This is a genomic window from Actinomadura rubrobrunea NBRC 15275 (assembly GCF_001552235.1).
Classification (GTDB): domain Bacteria; phylum Actinomycetota; class Actinomycetes; order Streptosporangiales; family Streptosporangiaceae; genus Spirillospora; species Spirillospora viridilutea.
On sequence record NZ_BCQU01000111.1, the window covers coordinates 1 to 21531 of the forward strand.

At 72.9% G+C, this 21531-nt stretch carries 22 protein-coding genes; 16 read left to right on the forward strand and 6 right to left on the reverse strand.

Going from position 1 to position 21531, the window contains the following annotated elements; translation table 11 throughout:
* Positions 1-527: 527 nt before the first annotated feature.
* The gene (locus AR3_RS25450; RefSeq protein WP_067917605.1) at positions 528-734 is read left to right on the forward strand and encodes a hypothetical protein; all 207 of its coding nucleotides are present in this window, start codon (positions 528-530) and stop codon (positions 732-734) included.
* An 18-nt stretch (positions 735-752) separates the two neighbouring features.
* Here the strand turns inward: AR3_RS25450 and AR3_RS25455 are convergent, their stop codons facing one another.
* Positions 753-1625 (reverse strand): HhH-GPD family protein, encoded by an 873-nt coding sequence (locus tag AR3_RS25455; protein WP_067917607.1) that lies wholly within the window; start codon positions 1623-1625, stop codon positions 753-755.
* 66 nt (positions 1626-1691) lie between these two features.
* Here AR3_RS25455 and AR3_RS25460 point away from each other — a divergent pair, with 66 nt between their 5' ends.
* The gene (locus AR3_RS25460; RefSeq protein WP_067917609.1) at positions 1692-2291 is read left to right on the forward strand and encodes a hypothetical protein; all 600 of its coding nucleotides are present in this window, start codon (positions 1692-1694) and stop codon (positions 2289-2291) included.
* A gap of 41 nt (positions 2292-2332) precedes the next feature.
* On the opposite strand, the gene disA is transcribed toward AR3_RS25460, so the two are convergent.
* Both disA and radA read right to left on the reverse strand, forming a co-directional pair.
* Positions 2333-3451: a DNA integrity scanning diadenylate cyclase DisA gene (gene disA / locus AR3_RS25465; protein WP_067917611.1), complete on the reverse strand. Its 1119-nt coding sequence runs from the start codon at positions 3449-3451 to the stop codon at positions 2333-2335.
* 235 nt (positions 3452-3686) lie between these two features.
* Positions 3687-5105 (reverse strand): DNA repair protein RadA, encoded by a 1419-nt coding sequence (gene radA / locus AR3_RS25470; RefSeq protein ID WP_067917613.1) that lies wholly within the window; start codon positions 5103-5105, stop codon positions 3687-3689.
* A gap of 186 nt (positions 5106-5291) precedes the next feature.
* On the opposite strand from radA, the gene AR3_RS25475 reads away from it, so the two are divergent.
* Entirely contained in the window at positions 5292-6164 is an 873-nt protein-coding gene (locus tag AR3_RS25475; RefSeq protein WP_067917632.1) for an SGNH/GDSL hydrolase family protein, read from the forward strand.
* 18 nt (positions 6165-6182) lie between these two features.
* On the opposite strand, the gene AR3_RS25480 is transcribed toward AR3_RS25475, so the two are convergent.
* Both AR3_RS25480 and AR3_RS25485 read right to left on the reverse strand, forming a co-directional pair.
* Positions 6183-7241, reverse strand: coding sequence for an alpha/beta fold hydrolase (locus AR3_RS25480; RefSeq protein WP_067917615.1), 1059 nt, complete (start codon positions 7239-7241; stop codon positions 6183-6185).
* Positions 7242-7382: 141 nt separating this feature from the next.
* Entirely contained in the window at positions 7383-8081 is a 699-nt protein-coding gene (locus AR3_RS25485) for a class I SAM-dependent methyltransferase (RefSeq protein WP_067917617.1), read from the reverse strand.
* Positions 8082-8277: 196 nt separating this feature from the next.
* On the opposite strand from AR3_RS25485, the gene AR3_RS25490 reads away from it, so the two are divergent.
* The 8 genes from AR3_RS25490 to AR3_RS25525 all read left to right on the forward strand — a co-directional run bounded on the left by AR3_RS25490 (position 8278) and on the right by AR3_RS25525 (position 15532).
* Positions 8278-9180 (forward strand): sugar phosphate isomerase/epimerase family protein, encoded by a 903-nt coding sequence (locus tag AR3_RS25490; RefSeq protein WP_067917619.1) that lies wholly within the window; start codon positions 8278-8280, stop codon positions 9178-9180.
* Entirely contained in the window at positions 9177-9866 is a 690-nt protein-coding gene (locus tag AR3_RS25495) for a TetR/AcrR family transcriptional regulator (RefSeq protein ID WP_067917621.1), read from the forward strand. Before AR3_RS25490 ends, AR3_RS25495 begins: the two co-directional genes overlap by 4 nt.
* 472 nt (positions 9867-10338) lie before the next feature.
* On the forward strand, positions 10339-11076 hold the full coding sequence (locus AR3_RS25500; protein WP_217998772.1) for an ABC transporter ATP-binding protein: 738 nt from the start codon (positions 10339-10341) through the stop codon (positions 11074-11076).
* Positions 11073-11807, forward strand: a complete 735-nt coding sequence (locus AR3_RS25505; RefSeq protein ID WP_067917623.1) for an ABC transporter permease — start codon at positions 11073-11075, stop codon at positions 11805-11807. The genes AR3_RS25500 and AR3_RS25505 overlap by 4 nt, the downstream gene beginning before the upstream one ends.
* Before the next feature lie 108 nt (positions 11808-11915).
* Positions 11916-13139 carry an LCP family protein gene (locus AR3_RS25510; RefSeq protein WP_067917625.1) on the forward strand — a complete coding sequence of 408 codons (1224 nt, stop codon included), beginning with the start codon at positions 11916-11918 and terminating at the stop codon, positions 13137-13139.
* A gap of 79 nt (positions 13140-13218) precedes the next feature.
* Entirely contained in the window at positions 13219-14139 is a 921-nt protein-coding gene (locus AR3_RS25515; RefSeq protein WP_067917627.1) for a proline dehydrogenase family protein, read from the forward strand.
* A 93-nt stretch (positions 14140-14232) separates the two neighbouring features.
* Positions 14233-15027 carry a pyrroline-5-carboxylate reductase gene (gene proC / locus AR3_RS25520; protein ID WP_067917629.1) on the forward strand — a complete coding sequence of 265 codons (795 nt, stop codon included), beginning with the start codon at positions 14233-14235 and terminating at the stop codon, positions 15025-15027.
* A gap of 79 nt (positions 15028-15106) precedes the next feature.
* The gene (locus AR3_RS25525; protein WP_174545485.1) at positions 15107-15532 is read left to right on the forward strand and encodes a hypothetical protein; all 426 of its coding nucleotides are present in this window, start codon (positions 15107-15109) and stop codon (positions 15530-15532) included.
* Positions 15533-15842: 310 nt separating this feature from the next.
* On the opposite strand, the gene AR3_RS25530 is transcribed toward AR3_RS25525, so the two are convergent.
* A complete protein-coding gene (locus AR3_RS25530) occupies positions 15843-16760 on the reverse strand; it encodes an alpha/beta hydrolase (RefSeq protein WP_227023226.1) in 918 nt (305 codons plus the stop codon).
* 380 nt (positions 16761-17140) lie between these two features.
* Between AR3_RS25530 and AR3_RS25535 the strand changes: the two genes are divergently transcribed.
* The 5 genes from AR3_RS25535 to AR3_RS25550 all read left to right on the forward strand — a co-directional run bounded on the left by AR3_RS25535 (position 17141) and on the right by AR3_RS25550 (position 21436).
* On the forward strand, positions 17141-18358 hold the full coding sequence (locus AR3_RS25535) for an acetoin utilization protein AcuC (protein ID WP_067917638.1): 1218 nt from the start codon (positions 17141-17143) through the stop codon (positions 18356-18358).
* Positions 18359-18425: 67 nt separating this feature from the next.
* A complete protein-coding gene (locus AR3_RS25540) occupies positions 18426-19232 on the forward strand; it encodes a phosphatase (RefSeq protein WP_067917640.1) in 807 nt (268 codons plus the stop codon).
* A 339-nt stretch (positions 19233-19571) separates the two neighbouring features.
* Positions 19572-19775, forward strand: coding sequence for a helix-turn-helix domain-containing protein (locus tag AR3_RS25545; protein ID WP_026414196.1), 204 nt, complete (start codon positions 19572-19574; stop codon positions 19773-19775).
* A gap of 498 nt (positions 19776-20273) precedes the next feature.
* Positions 20274-20372: a 30S ribosomal protein bS22 gene (locus tag AR3_RS30010; RefSeq protein WP_018654693.1), complete on the forward strand. Its 99-nt coding sequence runs from the start codon at positions 20274-20276 to the stop codon at positions 20370-20372.
* 47 nt (positions 20373-20419) lie between these two features.
* Positions 20420-21436: an NAD-dependent epimerase/dehydratase family protein gene (locus tag AR3_RS25550; protein WP_067917630.1), complete on the forward strand. Its 1017-nt coding sequence runs from the start codon at positions 20420-20422 to the stop codon at positions 21434-21436.
* Positions 21437-21531 lie beyond the last annotated feature (95 nt).

Consider the following 21531-nt stretch of genomic DNA (forward strand, 5'->3'; position numbering starts at 1 on the left):
CGCATACGCCATCGAAGACGCCAGACACGCGCACCCTCGCCCCATCCCGCCGCAGAGCCGCCTTCCAAGGCCGTAGAGAGCCGCTAAAAGGCCGTACGCCGCCACGAAGACGTCCTGGCAGGAACGGCGGATTGGCCAACGAACCTGACCAGCGCACCCGCCAGTACGCCGCCGGCACCCGGACAAGGCCAAACGCTCGGCCGATCGTGTCGCTGACTGAGCACCGTGCTCCGCGTGGCCCGCGATGGGCGGAGGTACTCGCAAGATCAGGGGCGGCCGGCAACGACAGCACGCGGTTCGCTGCTGCGAGGCACGCATTGTGCGCGTGGACATGCGCTGTGCAGCACGCCGAAGCCGTCCGTCTATGTCGCGGCCGCACCAGACTCGGTCGCGGCCGCACCAGACTCGCGGCCTCCCGCCCGCCAGCCGCGCCACCAGCCTGCCGCCGCGTTCTGGCGGCGCGCACAGCAGTTCTCTGCCTCCTGCGGGATCACCGTCCGGCGCGTGTCTCCGCTCGCGGCCGTGGTGTGCACCTGGCCGCCGGGATCGTGCTCTGGCTCACTCGCGCCTTCTGGCCGCAGATCGCCGGCAAGGTCGAGCCGACCAGCGCACGCTGCTGGACGATCGGGGTCTACGCCTCCGAGAGCGAACGTCGCGGTCTGGCCGGATGTCAGATGGCCATCACCGCGGCCTTCCAGCCGGCAGCGGCGTCGGCGACCTTTCAGGACTGCTAGGTGGGGCTTTCAGGACTGCTAGGCGGGGAGGGCGTAGCGGCCGTCGTCGAGGGGGTCGACGAGGCCGTCGGCGACGAGGGCGTCCAAGGCGCGTTCGCGTTGGACGGCGTCCGACCACACGGCGTCCAGGGCGGACTTGTCCACCGGGCCGTCGGCGTCGCGCAGGACGGCCAGCAGGCGGCCCCGGCACTGCCGGTCGGTGCCCGCGTACCTCTGGCCGCGCCGCGGCGGGCCGTCGTAGGCGGGACGGCCGGCGGCGTGCCAGGCGCAGGACGACAGCACCGGGCAGTCCACGCACCGCGGCGTGCGGGCCGTGCAGACCAGCGCGCCCAGCTCCATGACGGCCACGGACCAGCGCGCCGCGGTGGGGGCGTCGTCGGGCAGCAGGGACTCGGCCAGCCGGACCTCGGCGGCGGTCTGCGAACGCGGCGGATACTCCTCGCCGGACACCAGGCGGGCCAGCACCCGCCGGACGTTGGTGTCGAGGACGGCGTGCCGCTGCCGGAACGCGAAGCTCGCCACGGCGGCGGCGGTGTAGGCGCCGATGCCGGGCAGCGCCAGCAGCTCCTCGTGCGAGGAGGGCACGCGGCCGCCGTGCCGTTCGACGATCACCCGGGCGGCCTCGTGCAGGCGCAGCGCGCGGCGCGGATACCCCAGGCGGCCCCAGGCGCGCACCGCCTCACCGGACGGCTCGGCCGCCAGCGCCGCCGGTTCGGGCCAGCGGGCCATCCACTCCCGCCAGACCGGCAGCACGCGGGCCACCGGCGTCTGCTGCAGCATGATCTCGCTGACCAGGACGCCCCACGGGGTGGCGTCCGGCGCGCGCCACGGCAGGTCCCGGGCGTTGGCGGCATACCAGTCGAGGATCGCCTCGGTGACGGTCGGCTTCATGACGACTGGCCATTGTGGCACGGCGGGTCGCCGGTCCCTCGAAGATCGACCATGCATACTGTCCGCATGGGCGCTGACACCGGACGTGACGACGGTGCGGTCGACCGGTACTGGCGGCGGCGGGCCACCGTCCTCGCCGCCGTGCTCGGCGTCCTGGTGGCGCTGGTCTACGGCTGCGGCGACGACGAGGAGACCACGGCCGACGGCCCCACCGACGCGCCCACCGTCCCCGCTGTGACGCCGACCGTCACGGTGACGAAGCGCGTCCGGGCCTCGCCCACCCGGCGCGGCGGCGCCTGCGCCAAGGAGGACCTGGTGCTCGGCCTGGCCATGACCAGGGACGTCTTCGTCGGCGCGCAGCGGCCGCGGTTCATCGCGACCATCGTCAACGTCGGGCCGGGCGCGTGCACCTACGACGGCGACCTCGACGTGCGGGTGACGTCCGGGCCCGACCGGATCTGGTCGTCCGGCCGGTGCGCCCGCGGCGCCTCCGGGCGTTTGACGCTGCTGCGCGGCGTCCCCCACGTCGTGACGGTGACCTGGGACCGCAGGCGCAGCCCGGACGACTGCCGGGCCAGGGGACTGCCCGCGCGGCCCGGCACGTACATCGCCACCGCGCGGTCCGGCGACCTCAAGCCCGCCAGGCGCGTGTTCCATCTGCGGTGAGCGGACGATCCGGCCGTCTCGGGGGCGGTCGGAATCCGCGGTCAGACGTAGCGTTCCAGAATCGACGACTCGGCCAGGCGGGACAGGCCCTCGCGGACGCTGCGCGCGCGGGACTCGCCGACGCCGCCGACGGCCTGCAGGTCGTCGATGCTGGCCGCCAGCAGCTTCTGCAGGCCGCCGAAGTGCTCGACCAGGCGCTCGACGACCAGGCTGGGCAGCCGCGGCACCTTCGCCAGCAGCCGGTACCCCTTGGGGCTGACCGGCAGGTCGAGGGCGTCCGGGCCGGTGAAGCCCATCACCTCGGCCACCGTGGACAGGTCGAGCAGCTCGTTGGCCGACAGCCGGTCCAGCGCGGTCAGCACGGCGTCCACGCCGCGCGCCCGGGCGGTGTCGGACGGGTAGTCCCGCACGATCAGCTCGCGGTCGACGTCCACCCCGGACACCAGCTCGTCCAGCTGCAGCGACAGCAGCCGGCCGTCGGTGCCGAGCTCGACCACGTATCCCTCGATCTCGTCGGCGATGCGGCGGACCATCTCCAGGCGCTGCACGACCGCGCTGACGTCGCGCACCGTGACCAGGTCCTCGATCTCCAGCGCCGACAGCGTGCCGGACACCTCGTCCAGCCGCAGCTTGTAGCGCTCGAGGGTGGCCAGCGCCTGGTTGGCCTTCGACAGGATCGCGGCCGAGTCCTCCAGCACGTAGCGGGTGCCGTCGAGGTACAGGGCGATGATGTGCATCGACTGGCTGACCGAGATGACCGGGTGGCCGGTCTGCCGGGCGACGCGTTCGGCGGTCCGGTGCCGGGTGCCCGACTCCTCGGTGGGGATCGTCGAGTCGGGGACCAGATGCACGGCGGCGCGCACGATCCGCGTGTGCGTGTTGTCGAGGACGATCGCCCCGTCCATCTTGGCCAGCTCGCGCAGCCGGGTGGCGGAGAACTCCACGTCGAGCTCGAACCCGCCGGTGCACAGTTCCTCGACGAGCTTGTCGTAGCCGAGGACGATCAGGGCTCCGGTGTGCCCCCGCAGGATGCGCTCCAGCCCGTCGCGTATCGCGGTGCCCGGGGCTACCGCGGCGAGCGTGGCGCGGCGTCGTTCGTCATGACTTTTGTCGTGTGTTGGCACCTGGCCCCCGGAGTTCTGGTCGGCGTCAGTTGTCATCGAGGAACCCGCGGACGGTTCCCCCTGGTCTGTTGTCCCCCTCCGTCTGGAGGGCGATGCCTCCCGTCGCGCCGTACTGGCGGCCGCGGGCTGGCCCTGCTTCGCCGACCCCGGGCCGCCGCGTCGCGGTCCTCCGGTGGTCTCCACAGGCCGTCGCCGCCGGTGCGGCGGCCCTGGAGATATTACGCGGCTCCTGACGTCCCGGTCATGCCCCCCTGAATGATCGTTGCCGAGGTCAGGGGGCGGTGAAGGCGACCTGGAGGGCCTGGGTGAGGCTGTCGACCTCCATCACCTTCATGCCCTCGTAGCTGGTCAGCTGCGGATCGGCCCGCTTGAGCGGGGTGCCGTCGCCCAGCTCCAGGGAGCCGCGGGGCACCACCGCGTACTTGAAGCCGAGCCGGGCCGCCTCGGCCAGGCGCCGCTGGACGCCGGGCACGACCCGCACCTCTCCGGCCAGGCCGACCTCGCCGAGCGCGATGAGCTGGGCCGACAGCGGCTGGTCGACGGTGGACCCGGCCACCGCCAGGGCCAGCGCCAGGTCGACGGAGGTCTCGCTGAGCCGGACGCCGCCGACCGTGGAGACGTACACGTCCTTCTCGTGCATGGAGATCTTGCAGCGCTGCGCCAGCACCGCCAGCACCATCGCCACCCGGGAGGAGTCCAGGCCGGACGACGCGCGGCGCGGCGACGGCAGGAAGGACTTGGCGACCAGCGCCTGCACCTCGGCGACCAGCGGGCGGCGGCCCTCCAGCGTGACCGTGACGCAGGTGCCGGGGACGGGCTCGTCGCGGCGGGTCAAGAACAGGCCGCTGGGGTCGGGCAGCCCGACGATGCCGACCTCGGACAGGTCGAAGCAGCCCAGCTCGTCGGTGGGGCCGTAGCGGTTCTTCACCGCGCGGATCATCCGCAGCCGGCTGTGCCGGTCGCCCTCGAAGTACAGCACCACGTCCACCAGGTGCTCCAGCAGCCGGGGCCCGGCGATCGCGCCCTCCTTGGTGACGTGGCCGACCAGCACCGCGGTCATGCCGCGTTCCTTGGCCACCCGGATCAGGTTGGCGGTGACCTCGCGGATCTGGGTGACGCCGCCGGGCGTGCCGTCCACCTCGGCGCTGCCGATGGTCTGGATGGAGTCGACGACCAGCAGCGCGGGCTCCACGTCCTCGATGTGGCCGAGCACCGCCGACAGCTCGGTCTCCGCGGCGAGGTAGAGGTCGTCGGTGACGGCGCCGACGCGGTCGGCGCGCAGCCGCACCTGCTCGGCGGACTCCTCTCCCGTGACGTACAGCACGGGCGTGCGGCCCTCTTCGGACTTGGCGGCGAGCGCGGCGACCTCCAGCAGCAGCGTGGACTTGCCGATGCCGGGCTCCCCGGCGAGCAGCAGCACGGCTCCGGGCACCATGCCGCCGCCGAGGACGCGGTCGAGCTCGTCCAGGCCGGTGGGGCGGGTCCGCGCGGTCCGCACGTCCACCTGGCCGATGGGGCGGGCGGGCGCGGTGACGGGTCCGGCGGCCACCACCCGCGGCGGCGCGGCCGTGCCCGCCTCGCCGACCGAGCCCCACGTCTGGCATTCGCCGCAGCGCCCCACCCACTTCGACGTCTGCCAGCCGCACTCCGAGCAGCGGTACGCCGCCTTCGCGGTCTTCGCCTTCGCCATGGCTTGAAACAGTACGGGCCGCCGCCGACAGTGCGCCCCCAGCGTCGCCCACTGGTCAAAATCATGTAGCGCTTCGTCATCGGATAGTGACTCTGCGTATCGAGATCACGTATGGTCGGTGCCGATCGTGCGCTTCGGGACGAAGGCCGCGTGGCACTCGGCGGCCGAGCGGGAGGACCGGTGGTCATGCGCGGGAAGCGGATACTGGGCGTCGGAGCGTTCGCGGCGACCTTGGCGGCGGGGACGCCCGCGGCGGTCGCGCACTCCGTCCAGGCGCGGGCGGGCGTACGGTACGTGGCCCTCGGCGACTCCTTCACCGCCGGACCGGGGATCCCGAAGCAGCACGGAAAGCCCGCCGGATGCCGGCGCTCCAACCGCAACTACCCGTCGCTCGTCGCCGCGCAGCTGAAAATGCGGCTCACCGACGTCAGCTGCACCGGCGCCCGCATCCGCCATCTGACCGAGTCGCAGCGCACGTCGTCGGGCACCAACCCGCCGCAGCTCAACGCGCTCAGACGCGACACCACCCTGGTCACCGTGGGGATCGGCGGCAACGACATCGGATTCGGCGAGATCGCGCTCAAGTGCGGCGTCCTCAGCGTCACCAGCCCCAACGGCGCGCCGTGCGCCACCCGGTACGCCGACACGTTCAACGAGCGGCCCGACCGGATCCGCCCGCTGATCGGCGACATGCTGCGCCGCATCCGCGCCCGGGCCCCGCGCGCCCGCGTGCTGGTCGTCGGCTACCTGCGGCTGCTGCCGGAGAAGCGGGGCTGCTGGCCCGCGGTCCCGGTCGCCCAGGGCGACCTGGCCTTCCTGGACGCCCTGGAGCGCGATCTGAACCGGGTGCTGGCCGAGCAGGCGCGCGCCCACGGCGCGATGTTCGTCGACGCCTACCGGGGCGGCGAGGGGCACGACATGTGCGCCCCCGCCCAGCGCAGGTGGGTCGAGGGCGTCCTGTCGGCCAAGAACGCCGCCCCCATCCACCCCAACGCGGCGGGCATGCGCGAGGTCGCCGACCGCGTGGTGCGCACGCTCGCCCGGCTCGAGCAGGTCTGACCCGGGACGCCGCGCGGCTCAGGCGGCCGCGGCGGTGCGGGCGCGTCCGATCAGGTCGGCCAGATGGCCGGAGACCACGTCCGGGCGTTCGAACATCGCCATGTGCCCGGTGGCGGGGAGGACCTCCAGACGGGCGGACGGGACGCAACCGGCGATCTTGAGGCTGTGCTCGACCGGGGTGAGCCGGTCGTTCTCCGCGCCGATGACCAGGGTGTCGGCGGGGGCCAGGGTGGCGCACTCGCTGATCACCTCGGTGCTGATCATGGAGTGCAGGAAGTCGAACAGGGCGTCCATGCGGGTCTCGGCGAGCATCTGCTCGCTGAACTCGATCGCGGCGGGGCTGGCGTCCGGGCCGAACGCGATGAGGTCCTCGATCAGCATGGAGCCGTCGCGGCCCAGATGGCGCACCTTCTCGATGAGGGCCGCGCTCGCGCCGGCGGCGCGCAGGGCGGGCGGGATCACCCGCTGCGTGGTGCGGGCCAGGATGCCGGGCAGGCCCAGCGGGGCCTCGCCCAGGGAGCCGGACGACGTGCACACCAGGGCGACGCCCACCACCGTGCTGCCGATCCGGTCGGGGTACTCGTCGGCGTACCGCATGATCGTCATGCCGCCCATGGAGTGGCCGACCAGGACGACCGGGGTCCCGGCGGGGACGGTCTGGTCGATGACGGCGGCCAGGTCGTGCGCCAGGCGGGGCAGCCCGTAGCCGTCGCGGTCGCCGCCGTCGGAGCGGCCGTGGCCGCGCTGGTCCCAGAACACCAGGCGGGCCTGCCCGCGCAGGGCCTTGCGCTGGAAGTGCCAGGAGTCCTGGGTGAGCGTCCAGCCGTGGCAGAACACCACGGCCAGGTCGGTGCGGTCCTCGCCGTCGATCTCGGCGTACAGGCGCGTGCCGTCGTCGGCGCGCACCGGCACCGGGCGGCCGCGCAGGGAGCCGAACGGCTCCGCGGCGTACGGGTCGGGGCGCAGACGCAGGCGGCGGACGGCGCGGCGCTGGGCGGCCCACCCGACGCCGGCGGCACCCGCGGTCAGCGCGGTGGCGGTGAGGATGGCGCGGCTCGTCCGTGCGGCACGGCCCATTCGGGTCCCCTCCCGTCAAGGTGGCGGATGGCGGTTGAATTGTCATATACGCGCCCATCTGCGGCCAGACCCGCGGAGCGTTTGTGACCAACCAGTCAGTAACCGGGGTGCGCCGGCACCGGCGTCACCGCCCCGGCGCCCTCAGGGGCACCGCCACCACAGGTTGACGGCGTAGTCCACCTCGCAGCCCTCGTGCTCGCGCAGGAACTCCTCGGCCAGCTCGGCGGGGAACTCGATGCGCAGCACCGCGGCAAGGTCCGCGCGGCTGGCGAACGACCAGCGGATCATCAGCGGCTCGCGCGCGAAGCCCTGCCGGGCCCAGAACCGCTCCACCGCGTCCGGGTCGTAGGAGGGCAGGCCGCGCCGGAACCAGCGGCCGAACGTGGAGCGGGTGGCGTCGTTGTCGATGATGAAGATCGCGCCGCCGCGCCGGACCACCCGCGACAGCTCGGCCAGGCCCGGCTCGCAGCCGGGGCCGAAGAAGTACGCCCAGCGGACGTGCACGACGTCCACCGAGGCGTCCGGGAGCGGGATCGCCTGGGCGGCGCCCACGCGGACCGACACGTTCGGATGGTCGCGCACCCGCCGCCGGGCCGCGGCGGCCAGCGCCGAATGCGGCTCCACCCCGATGACCCGCGCCGCCTCGCGGGCGAACCGCGGCAGGTGGAACCCGGTGCCGCAGCCCAGGTCGAGCACCGTCGCCCCGGCCCACGGCCGGATCGCCCACATCGCCGACTCCAGCGTCCCGTCGGGGTCGACGGCCCGGTTCTCGATCTCGTAGACCTGGGGAGAATTCCAGATGTTGGGGCTGGGCACGGCGCCCGGCGCGATCTCGACCACGAGGACAGAGCGTAGTCATCCGGCCCCGCGCCAAATAAGATCACCTGGGTCGGAGGGTAACTTCGGGCGTCCGGGCGCATAGGCTTTGCGTTGCGTGAGCGCCGTCGGCGGAGCGGGCCGCTCCGGTCCGTGCGGCGCGGCGCACGACGGACACAGCCGCACCACACTGCCGAGCGATCATTATGGCGAGGGAGCCTTGACTCCGCAGCACAACGGCGCCGTTCCGCCCGCGATTCGCGTGCCGGACGCGCCGATCACGCTGTCCACCGCGTCGGTCTACCCGGAGAAGGTGCCCAGCGCCTTCGAGATTGCCGCGCTGCTGGGGTACGACGGCGTGGAGATCATGGTGTCCACGGACGCGTCCTCGCAGGACCTCAACGTGCTGCGCCGTCTGTCGGACTACCACCAGGTCCCCATCCGGTCGATCCACGCCCCGTGCCTGCTGCTCACGCAGCGGGTGTGGGGGCGCGAGCCGTGGGGGAAGCTGATGCGGTCCAAGGAGGTGGCCGAGGCCCTGGGCGCCGACGTGGTCGTCGTCCACCCGCCGTTCCGCTGGCAGCGGGAGTACGCGCGCGAGTTCGTCCAAGGGCTCGCCCGCATGCAGGAGGAGACGGACGTCCTGTTCGCGGTGGAGAACATGTTCCCGCTGAAGGCGCGGGGCGCCGAGGCGGGCATGTACGCGCCCGACTGGAACCCGGTCGGCCAGGACTACCCGCACGTCACGCTGGACCTGTCGCACACCGCCGTGTCCGGCTCGGACGCGATGGACATGGCGGAGCAGCTCGGCGACCGGCTGCGCCACGTCCACCTCGCCGACGGCGTGGGCATCACCAACAAGGACGAGCACCTGGTGCCGGGGCGCGGGAACCAGCCGTGCGGACCGTTCCTTGAGCGGCTCGCCGACACCGGCTACCGCGGCCACATCGTGCTGGAGGTCAACACGCGCCGCGCCAGCAGCCGCACCGAGCGCATGGAGGACCTGGCCGAGGCGCTGGCCTTCGCCCGCCTGCACCTGGCGGCCGCCGCGTCCATGGACGACAAGGCGCGCACCTGGGAGGTCACCCCGGGCGGTGAGATCTCCCAGCGGGGAGCGCGATGACCGATGTCGCGCGGCCCCGGCGCGACTCCGGCGAGGGGACGCGCCGGCGCGCGAAGCGCGGCCCCGGGCGGCGGCCCGGGCCGACGGCGACGCGGGAGGAGATCCTCAACGCGGCGCGCACGATGTTCGCCGAGAAGGGGTACGACGCCACGTCTCTGCGGTCGATCGCCCGGGCGGCGGGGGTCGACCCGGCGCTGGTGCACCACTACTTCGGCAACAAGGAGGGGGTCTTCACCGCGGCCATGCGGTTCCCGGTGGACCCCACCGAGCTCCTGCCGCGCGTCATGGCGGCACCCAAGGAGCGGATCGGCGAGACGCTGGTCCGCACGTTCCTGTCGGTCTGGGAGGACGAGACGCGGCGCGCCCCGATCCTGGCGCTGCTGCGCTCGGCGATGACCAACGAGCGGGCCGCGGTGACGCTGCGGGAGTTCCTGACGACGGCCCTGCTGGAGCGGGCGTCCGAGCTGCGGGGCACCCCGAAGCTGCGAGTGAACGCGGCGGCGGGCCAGATGATCGGCGTGATGTTCCTGCGGTTCGTGCTGCGGATCGAGCCCATCGCATCGGCGTCGACTGAAGAGCTGGTGGAGCTGCTGGCGCCCACGATCCAGCGGTACTTCGACGAGCCCGGCGGAACCGACGGCGGCGACAAGACCGCCGCCCCCGGCGAAAACAACGGACACCGCTGACCCGCGCGCGGTGTCCTTGGGCCGTTTCGGCCGCGCGTTCGCCGCGTGATGGGCCCTGCTGCCCCTATAGCCCGCGTGACGGTCTTGCGTGCGGTCTTGCTGCTTGTACTGCGGGTCGAGCCCATGGCCTGGGACGACCGAGGAGTCGGCGCAGCTGTCGACGCCACTGGCCAGCGGCATTTCGACGGGGCCGGCGGATCCGGTGGTGTCGGCAAGGCTGCGCCGCGCCCGGCGAGAGCAACGGACACCGCTGACCCGGGCGGTGTTTTTGGGCTGCTCCGTTAGCGGGATCGCGACACAACGGCTTCTCCTGCCCCCCGTGGCCCATGTGACGTCGGCGGCGCCGCTGTGCCTGGCGAAGCCCAACGGACACCGTTGCGGCCCCTTGATGGCGCCTTGAGTCCCCTTGTCACCTGCGTCGGCGCGTGAGGACGCCTTGACCCTGGCTCGAGCGCGGACTTAAATTCAACACATGATGAGTTCTTCTGCTCCGGCGGTCCGCGTTGCGGACCTGTGCGTGGAGCGCGGCGGCCGGCAGGTGCTGCACGACGTGACGTTCGAGGTGCCGCGCGGTTCGATCGTCGGACTGATGGGGCCGAGCGGCTGCGGCAAGACGACGCTGATGCGGGCCATCGTGGGCGTGCAGATCGTCAAGAGCGGGACGGTGACCGTGCTGGGCGAGCCCGCGGGCAGCCCTTCCCTGCGCCGCCGCGTCGGCTACGCCACCCAGGCGCCCGCCGTGTACGACGACCTCAGCGTGACCGAGAACCTGCGCTACTTCGCCGCGGTGCTCGGCGCCCCGCGGACGGACGTGGACCGCGTCGCCGCCGAGGTGGGCCTGGAAGCCCAGCGCGACCAGCTCGTCTCCACCCTGTCGGGCGGGCAGCTCGGCCGCGTCAACCTGGCCGTCGCGCTGCTCGGCGCCCCCGAGCTGCTGGTGCTGGACGAGCCGACCGTCGGCCTGGACCCGCTGCTGCGCCAGGAGCTGTGGACGCTGTTCCGGCGGCTGGCCGAGCGCGGTGTCACGCTGATCGTCTCCAGCCACGTCATGGACGAGGCGGGCCGCGCCGACCGGCTGCTGCTGATGCGCGAGGGCCGGATCCTGGCCGACGGCACGCCGCGCGAGCTGCGCGCCGCCAGCGGCGCCGACGACCTGGAGGAGACGTTCCTGCACCTGATCAGCGAGCGGGAGGAGGCCCGGACGTCATGAGCCTCGCGATCACCCTGGCCACCACGCGGCGGATCCTGGCGCAGCTGCGGCACGACCACCGCACCATCGCGATGATGGTGGGCGTCCCGAGCCTGCTGATGATCCTGCTGCGGTACGTGTTCGACCGGCCGGAGGTCTTCGACCGGGTCGGGCCCATGCTGCTCGGGCTGTTCCCGTTCGTGATCATGTTCATCGTCACCAGCGTGGGCACGCTGCGCGAACGCGCCGGCGGCACCCTGGAGCGGCTGATGACCATGCCGATGGGCCGCCTGGACCTGCTGGTCGGCTACGCGCTGGCGTTCGGGCTGCTGGCGCTGGCGCAGGTGGGCGTGGTGCTGGCGATCTCGCTGACCTGGCTGGGCCTCGACCTGGCCGGACCGGGCTGGACGCTGCTGCTGGTGGCGGTGCTGGACGCGCTGCTCGGCATGGCGCTGGGGCTGTTCGCCAGCGCGTTCGCCCGCACCGAGTTCCAGGCGGTGCAGTTCATGCCCGCGTTCGTGCTGCCGCAGGCGCTGCTGTGCGGGCTGATCATGCCGCGCGACCAGATGGCGTCCTGGCTGGAGGCGGTCTCCGACGTGCTGCCGCTGACGTACGCGGTGGACGCCATGCAGCGGGTGAGCCGGGAGCCGGACGTCGGCGGCGACCTGGTGCGCGACATCGTGATCATCGCGGTGTGCGCGGTGCTGGCCCTGCTGCTGGCCGCGGCCACGCTCCGCCGCCGCACTCCGTGACGTTCGCCACCGCGCCCGGCACCGACCTCGCGGTCTTTGACCGGCAGTGGACGTCATACGAGGTAAACCCTCATATTCGGGACGAGGCGCCTGCTAGTCTCCGGCGCCATGACCCCCGAAGACCACTCCGGTTCCCAGGCGCGCAGGCAGCACGGCGGCGACCGGTTCCCGCCCTCCGCCCCCGCCGGTCCGGAAGGGGCGCCGGGACGGGCGGCGGCCGAGCCCGGAGCCGCTCAGCGCGGGCCGCACGGTCCCGACGGGCCGCAAGGCCCGGACGACGGGCTCCCCTTGGGCGAGGGGCTCGGGAGCGGCGACGGACGGCGGCGCAAGAAGCGCTGGCCGCGGGTGCTGGCGGGCGTGGTGGTGTTCGTCCTGCTGGCCGCGGGCGGGGTCGCCGGGCTGGTGTGGCAGCGCCAGTCGTCCTACAACAGCAACATCGATCGGGTGCCCGGGGTGATGCCCACCGGCAAGCGCCCCGGCCCCAACGTGACCGGCACCGAGAACTGGCTGCTGGTCGGCTCCGACAGCCGCGCCGAGATGGCCACGACCGGCGAGGGCCGCGGGGTGTGGAAGCCGGGGCAGCAGCGGTCCGACACGATCATGCTGCTGCACCTGCCCGCCGACCGCCGCAAGGCGTACATCATCTCCTTCCCCCGCGACCTGTGGGTGGACATCGCCGACTACGGCCCCCAGAAGATCAACGCGGCCTTCTCGTTCGGCGGCCCGCCGCTGCTGATCCAGACCGTGGAGAACCTCACGGGCATCCGCATCGACCACTACGGCGCCATCGACTTCGAGGGCTTCAAGGCGATGACCGACGCGCTCGGCGGCGTGGAGGTCACCATCGCGCAGAGCGTCTACGACCCGGCGCGCAAGGTGCACTGGCAGGCCGGCCGGCAGAAGCTGGACGGCGAGAAGGCCCTGCTGTTCGTCCGGCAGCGGTACAACCTGCCGAACGGCGACTTCGACCGGATCAAGCGGCAGCAGGCGTTCCTGCGCGCGCTCGCCGAGAAGGCCGCCGACAGCGGGACGATCACCAACCCGCTCAAGCTCGACCGGTTCCTCACCGCGTTCACCAAGTCGATCAGCGTCGACGACGAGGTGTCCGCGGGGGACCTGCGGTCGCTGGCGCTCAGCCTGCGCGGCGTGCGCCCCTCCGACGTGGTGTTCATGACCGTCCCCAACAAGGGCAGCGCGATGCGCGGCAAGCAGAGCGTGGTTCTGCTGGACAAGGCCAAGGGGCGCGCGCTGTTCGAAGCCGTGCGGACGGCGAAGATGGACGAGTACGTCCGGCGGTACGGCGGGGTCAACAAGACCGGAACGGTGTCGTGATCGTCGCTTCTTCCTGGGGCGTTACCCTGGGAACTCCGGGACAGCGGACAGTGTCGTCCCGCCGGAGAAGGGGTCGTCAGTGCTTCGTCAGGCTCTCCTCGCCGCTTCCCGCAGCGGCGGCGTCCGCACATTCGTAGAGAGCGCTCCGTTCACCCGCGACGTGGTGCGCCGGTTCATCGCCGGCGAGACCGTCGACGACGCGTTGCGCGTCACCCGGGACCTGACCGGCCGAGGGCTGGCGGTCACCCTGGACGTGCTCGGGGAGGACGTCCTCGACAAGGGGCAGGCCGAGGCGACCGTCAAGCACTACGTCGAGCTGCTGGGGCGGCTGGCCGAGCTCGGGCTGGGCGACCGGGCCGAGGTGTCGCTGAAGCTGACCGCGGTGGGCCAGGCCCTGGACGAGGACCTGGCGCTGGAGAACGCCCGCCGCGTGTGCGCCGCCGCCCGCTCGGCCGGAACGACGGTGACCCTCGACATGGAGGACCACACCACCGTCGAGTCCACCCTGCGCATCCTGAAGGAGCTGCGGCGCGACCACCCGAGCACCGGGGCGGTCATCCAGTCGTACCTGCGCCGCGCCGAGGAGTACTGCGCCGAGCTGGCGTACGAGGGGTCGCGGGTGCGGCTGTGCAAGGGCGCCTACGCCGCCCCCGAGCACGTCGCCTTCACCGGCAAGGCCGACATCGACAAGTCGTACGTGCGGTGCATGCGCGTGCTGATGAGCGGCAAGGGCTACCCGATGCTGGCCACGCACGACCCCCGGCTGATCAACATCGCCGGGACGTTCGCCCTGGTCAACGACCGCGCCCCGGGCAGCTACGAGTACCAGATGCTGTACGGGATCCGGCCGCAGGAGCAGCGGCGGCTGGCCGCCGAGGGCGAGCGGGTGCGCGTGTACGTCGCCTACGGCGCCGAGTGGTACGGCTACTTCATGCGGCGGCTGGCCGAAAAGCCCGCCAATCTGCGCTTCTTCCTGCGCTCGATGGCGACGCGGTCCTAGCCCGGCCGATCCGCGCACCCGGCCGCCGGGCCGGTCGGTAGTCTGGCGTGGTCGAGCGAAATCCCACGTCATGACCCACGTCAAGGTGCGCACATGATCGCGATTCTGGGTGCCGGGAAGATGGGCGAGGCGCTGCTGTCCGGGGTGCTGCGCGCCGGCCGCCGCCCGGCCGAGCTGATGGCCACCGTCCGCCGCGAGGAGCGCGGGGCGCTGCTGCGCGAGCGGTACGGCGTCGAGATCGTCACCAACGTGGAGGCCGCCCGGACGGCGAGCACCCTGGTGCTGGCGGTCAAACCGCAGGACATGGGGACGCTGCTGGACGAGATCGCCCCGCACGTGCCGTCCGGTCGACTGGTGATCTCCATGGCGGCGGGCATCACCACCGGGTTCGTCGAGGAGCGGCTGCCCGCCGGCGTGCCCGTGGTGCGGGTGATGTCCAACACGCCGGTGCTGGTGGACCAGGCGATGAGCGTGATCTCGCCGGGCTCGCACGCCGGCGAGGAGCACCTGAAGCTGGCCGAGGAGCTGCTCAGCCCGGTCGGGAAGGTGCTGCGCATCCCCGAGTCGCTGCAGGACGCGGCGACCGCGCTGTCCGGCAGCGGACCGGCGTACTTCTACTACCTGGTCGAGGCCATGGTGGACGCGGGCATCCTGCTCGGCATGCCGCGCGCGGCGGCGCTGGAGATGGTGATCCAGTCGGCGGTCGGGGCGGCGGTCATGCTGCGCGACTCGGGCGAGCACCCGGTGCTGCTGCGGGAGGCGGTCACCTCGCCGGGCGGCACGACGATCGCCGCCATCCGGGAGCTGGAGAAACACGGGGTGCGCGCGGCCGTGCTGGAGGCGATCGAGGCCGCCCGCGACCGGGGTCGCGAGCTCGCCGGCGGCTGATCTGGGAACGCTGACCGGGGACGACGGAACGGATCAGGCCGCCGTTGAGCCGACGCGGCCCGGTGCTCGTGGTAGGGGTATGGACATCGCGCTTCGTCTGCTCGTGGCCGCGGGACTGGCGGTCGACGCCGTCGTGCACTGGCGGTTCGCGCCCGACATGAAGTTCGTCGAAGGCGGCAGCGTCGGCGGCGACGTGCTGTTCCAGGCCCAGGCCGCGGTCGCCGCGCTGGCGGCCGTGCTGGTCCTGGCATGGGCGCGCCGCTGGACGTACGCGGTCGCGTTCCTGGTCGCGGCCGGCGCGGTCGGCGCCCTGCTGCTCTACTACGCCGTCGACGTGGGCGCGCTCGGCCCGCTGCCGGACATGTACGAGCCGGTCTGGTACGCCGAGAAGACCGCCAGCCTGATCGGCGAGGGCGTCGCCGCGGTGGCCGCGCTGGTCGGGTTCCTCACCGCGGGCAGCCGCTCGTCGCGACGCTCCGAGGAACCGGTCGAGCCACGTGTCTGAGGTGTGGCTGGACCATGGGTGACGCGCCGGAGGGGGCGTGTCGTTTCTGCGGGTGGCTTGTGGTCGCGACGGTTTGAGGAGTCGGTGGAGCCGCGCGAGGGAGGCGCACTCGGGACGTGGGAGACGCGCCGGACTGGGGCGCGTCGCTGCGTGAGGCCGTGGCGGCCGTGTGGGCACGTCCGGCGTGCGGTGGCTTCTGCGCGCCGCGGACGGGGGTTTGGCGAGGCGCCTCCGCATCCCCGCGGCCTCGGTCGCCAGGCGGGTGTGCGGAGGCGGCCTCAAGTCGCGGGGCCGGGCGCGGCGGGGGCCGTCATGCGACGGCCTCGGCGTCGGTCTCGCCGTCGGCGGCGGACGCGTCGAGGACCGAGCGGATGAAGCGGGCGGTCTCGTCCATCGCCGCGCTCGCCTCGGGCAGCACCCGGTTGAGCATCTGGAAGTCGTGCATCTGACCGTTCCACACCTGCAGCAGGCAGTCGCCGCCCGAGTCGCTGATCGCGCCCGCCAGCGCCTCGGCCTCGGGCCGCAGCACCTCGCGGCTGCCGACCTGGATGAGGAACGGCGGCGTGTCGGCCCAGGCGCAGGCCAGCAGGGCCAGCCGGGGGTCCGTCGGATCCATCGAGCCGACGACGAGGCGGGCGACCCGCCGGGCCGTGGCCGCGCTGATGTAGGGGTCGCGGGCGAGCCGCTGCTCGCGCGTCGACAGTTCGCAGGTCAGGTCGACCCAGGGGGAGAACAGCACCACTCCGGCGGGGCGGGGCAGCCCGGTCCGGCAGATCTCGCCGGTGAGGGAGGCCGCCAGGTGCCCGCCCGCCGAGTCGCCCGCGACCACGATGCGGTCGGCGGGCACGCCGACGTCCAGGAGCCAGCGGTAGGCGTCCAGCGCGTCCTCCAGCGCCGCCGGGAACGGATGCTCGGGCGCGAGCCGGTACTCGGGGACCAGCACGGGCAGGCCGGTGTCGGCGGCCAGGCGAGAGGTGATCGGACGGTGGGTGCGGGGGGAGCACACCACGTAGCCGCCGCCGTGCAGGTACAGGACGGCGCCGTCGAGCGGCCCCTCCTCGGCGTCGCGGGGCTCGACCCACTCGCCGAAGACGCGCCCGGTGTCGCGGCGGACCTCGTCGGCCGGCCGGACCCGCACCCGCGGGTCGGGTCTGACCAGCCGCGACGCGATGTCGACCGTGGTGCGGGCGGTGCGGATGATCAGCCGGTGGCCGGGGACGTGGTGCACGATGGGACCAAGCGTCAGGCGCAGGGTGCAGGAGATGACCCGGCTCAGCGTGCTGGGGCGTCCGTCGTGGGGGACAGAGTGCGGGGGCAGCGGCGGCCTGGGCGTTCCCGTGGGAGGCGCGCCGCGCGACGCACCGCCGGTGCCGGATCCGTCCGGTGGCGGTGGTACATCGTCGGCAATGAGATGTTTATCCATGCGCATCCCAAACGTCAGGTTTCGCCCATGTTACGTAAAGCAAAGGGCAATGTCAGGCAGGTCACAGTAAAGTCCGCGCAGGTCGGGCGGCGGTGCCGCGACAGCCGCGACAGGATGGGCGAATCCGCACGTATGTGATTCAGGCCACACGGCCTGACCAGGGGTGGAGCGCTACCGTGAACGTCATGAGCAGCCCAGCGCCGTCCCCAGCCGCCGAGAGCTGTGCCCTCCGGGTCTTCTGGGACGACGACCTCGTCTCCTACGACTTCGGCGCCGGGCATCCGCTCAACCCGGTCCGCGTCGAGCTGACCATGGCGCTCGCCCGCGAGCTGAAGGTGCTGGACGCGCCCACCGTGAGTCTGGAGGGGTTCCAGCCCGCCGACGAGGACCTGCTCGGCCTGGTGCACGAGCCGTCCTACATCGCCGCGGTCAAGCAGGCGGGCGCCACCGGCCGGCCCGACCTGCGGCACGGGCTCGGCACGCCCGACAATCCCGTGTTCACGGGCATGCACGAGGCGTCGTCCCTGGTCGCGGGCGCCTCGGTCGCCGCCGCCCGCGCGGTGTGGACGGGCCGCTCCCCGCACGCCGCCAACATCGCCGGCGGCCTGCACCACGCGATGGCGGGCGCCGCCAGCGGCTTCTGCGTCTACAACGACCCGGCCATCGCGATCGCGTGGCTGCTCGCCCAGGGCGCCGAACGGGTCGCCTACGTGGACGTCGACGTCCACCACGGGGACGGCGTCCAGGCCGCCTTCTACGACGACCCCCGTGTGCTGACCATCAGCCTGCACGAGTCGCCGCGCACGCTGTTCCCCGGCACCGGATTCCCCGACGAGACCGGCGGCAAGGGCGCCGAGGGCACGGCCGTCAACGTGGCGCTGCCGCCCGGCACCGGCGACGCCCTCTGGCTGCGGGCCTTCGACGCGGTCGTCCCGCCGCTGCTGCGCGCGTTCCGCCCGCAGGTGCTGGTCACCCAGCACGGCTGCGACGGCCACGCGCTCGACCCGCTGGCCCATCTGATCCTCAGCGTGGACGGGCAGCGCACCGCGTACGCGATGCTGCACCGCCTGGCGCACGAGACCGCGGGCGGCCGGTGGATCGTCACCGGAGGCGGGGGCTACGAGCTGGTCCAGGTGGTGCCGCGCGCCTGGACGCATCTGCTGGCCGAGGCGTCCGGGCAGCCGGTCCCGCCCGACACGCCCACGCCCGAGGACTGGCGCGACTTCGTGCGGATCCGGACCGAGCAGATCGCGCCGCGTCGGATGACGGACGGCACGAGCGTGGTCGAGGTGCGCACCTGGGGCGAGGGCTACGACCCCGCCGGCCCCGTGGACCAGGCGATCCTGGCGACCCGGCGGGCGGTCTTCCCCGAGCACGGCCTCGACCCGCTGACGGACCTGTGAGCGCCTCCCCGACCGAATCCGCGACCGACCCCCTGGGTGAACCGTGACCGAATCCGCGACCCGATCCCTGACGCCGCCGTCGCGCGCCGAGCTGCGCGACCACCTCGTCCGCACGATGATCGCCGGGGACGTGGCCACGCCGCGGCAGAACAACCTCCGGCACTACCGGCTCATGGCCGCGGGCGACCCGTACTACCTGCTCGGCCTGGAGCTCAAGCGGCCCTGGACGGAGGCCGACGTGCTGGCGGTCATGGCGGAGCGCTGCGGCGTCAACCCCGACCCGCGCCACGTCTACGGGGACGACACGATCGACCCGGACCTGACCATCGACGCCCTGGAGGCGATGGGCGACCGGATCGGGCACGCGGCGCGGCGCCGCGAGCGGGTGGTGCTGGCCACCGGGCACCCCGAGACCCTCACCCCGATCTACCAGGCCGTGTCCGAGGCGCTGCGGGAGGCGGGCTGCACGGTGCTGACGCCCGCCGCGGGCTGGACGTACGAGGTCCGGCGCGACTACGGCGGCGCCGAGCGGCTCCGGATCGTCTACGCGCCCGGCGGCGTGGCGCTGCTGGAGGACGCGGACGGCCGCCCCCGGCACACCCACGACGCGGCTCCCATGGAGGCGATGCTCGCCGAGCTTGCAGCAGAATCCGACAATTGGCCGGATCTGGCCATCGCCGACCACGGGTGGGCCGGAGCGGCCGGGCAGGCGGGGATCGACGCCGTCGGGTTCGCGGACTGTAACGACCCCGCGCTGTTCGCCGGGGCCGCCGAAGGCAAGATCCACACCGTCGTGCCGCTGGACGACGGCGTGTCTCCCCAGCACTACGCCCCTGTGACGGCCTATCTGCTGCACCGCGCCGGGCTCGGCTGAGCCCGCGGTTCCCCGCTCCGCGCCGGCCCGCACCCGTCACTGCATGTGACATCTGCCGAGTAAAGGGGCGAAAGGGTCGTTCTTGGGTCGGGTGGGCCTTGGGGTCGCCGGTCGTCCGGTGGTCCCGGCTCACATCCGACGGCCGCGCGACCGCCGATGCCACCGTGCCTCCCGCGGGACGAAACCAGACTGTGGCCATCAAGACAGGTCGGGATACGCAAATGGGTGGAACTCCCCTCTTGCGACTGTCGATACGCGATTTACGCTGGGGGAAGAACACGTGCGTGATCAAAGTCACCCAAAGGGCCGGTGCGCGGCACGTGTGGAAGAGGGCGTCCGATGAGCTCAGGCGAGCGACCTCTCAGCGAGGTCAGGTTCCTGACTGTGGCCGAAGTGGCGGCGGTGATGCGGGTGTCCAAGATGACCGTTTACCGCCTCGTCCACTCAGGCGAGCTGCCCGCGATCCGGGTGGGCCGCTCGTTCCGGGTTCCCGAGCAGGCCGTTCACGACTATCTGCGCGACGCGTTCATCGAAGCCGGATAACCGGGTAGGGCGGGGTCATGGCCGATGACCTCGCCGTTCACCCGGAATCCGGTCGTGCAGGGGGCGCCAGCACGGGGGCAGGAGAACCGAGGAGACAGGGAACACCACGACACCGACGGGCCGGCGGCCGCGGGGCCGCCGGAATCGGTGCCCGCGCTCGCGGGGTCCGCGCCGACCCGCGCGGACGCGGCGGCCGCACCGATGCGCGCGCAACGCGCGGCACCGGTGGCGCGGCGTCGCGCGCCGAAGGCGGGCGAGCGGACGCGGGTGCGGGCCTGCGCGGCGCGCGCATCGGTGCGTCCGGTGCGAAAGCCGGCGTGTCCGGCGTGAGAGCGGGCGAGTCGGCGGGCGGGGAACCGAGTGCGGGCGCCGCAGCGGTACTCTTGGTCAGCGGACCGTGCGCCACCGCCGCGCGTCCATGGGACCGTCCATGGGGCATGGGGCCGGTGGACGGCACGGCCCTTCTTTCCTGTCACCCGATTCTCCGAGCGAGGTCCCGTGGGCTCCGTCATCAAGAAGCGCCGCAAGAGGATGGCCAAGAAGAAGCACCGCAAGCTTCTGAAGAAGACGCGCATCCAGCGCCGCAACAAGAAGTAGACGCTCCGGCCAGCCAGCCGTAGGGGGTGGGGCGCACAGTGTCTTCCATGCCCACCGCCGCGGCCCGTGTGGTTCTGGTCACCGGAGTCTCCCGGTTCCTGGGAGCGCGGGTCGCGAACGCCCTCCAGGCCGATCCCGGCATCGAGCGGGTCATCGGCGTGGACACGGTCCCCCCCACGACGCCGCTCGGACGCACCGAGTTCGTGCGCGTCGACATCCGCACGCCGAGCATCGCGAAGGTCATCGCCTCGGCCGGGGTCGACACGGTGGTCCACCTGAGCCTGGTGACCGCCCAGTCGGTCCCGCGGTCGAAGGTGAAGGAGCTCAACGTCATCGGCACCATGCAGCTGCTGGCCGCCTGCCAGCGCTCGCCGGACATGCGCAAGCTCGTCGTGCGGTCCTCGGCCGCGGTCTACGGCGCCTCGCCGATGGACCCGGCGGTGTTCACCGAGCAGGACGAGCCGGTCGAGGCGCCCTCCCACGGGTACGCCAAGGACGCCGTCGAGGTCGAGGGGTACGTGCGCGGGCTGCAACGGCGCCGATCGGACCTGACGGTCACGGTGCTGCGCTTCGTCAACTTCCTCGGCCCGGGCGTGGACTCGCCGCTGACCCGGTACCTGCGGATGCCGGTGGTGCCGACGGTGCTGGGCTTCGACCCGCGCCTGCAGTTCGTGCACGAGGACGACGGCATCGAGGTGCTGCGCCGGATGACCGTCGAAGACCATCCCGGCACGTACAACGTGGCGGGCGACGGGGTGCTGCTGCTGTCGCAGGCGCTGCGCCGCGCGGGCCGTCCGTTCGTGCCGCTGCCGGCGCAGTCGCTGTCGGTGCTGGGCGACCTCGGCCGCCGGTTCGCCGGGCAGACCGGGTTCTCGCCCGAGCTGCTGCGGCTGCTGATGTACGGGCGGGTGGTCGACACGTCGCGGCTGGTGGCCGAGCTGTCATGGCGGCCGAAGCACTCGACGGAGGCGGCGTTCGCCGAATTCCTGTCGGCCCACGGCATGGGCCACCCGGGCCCGCTGGGGCTGCTCGACCGCCTCGGGGCTGCGCTGACCCGCCGCTGACCTGCCCTTGACCCGCCGCCGACGGCGGCGCCGACGCCGCGCGCCGGAACGGGCGGCGCGGACGCGCATGCCGGCGCCGAAGGCGGGAGCGGCGG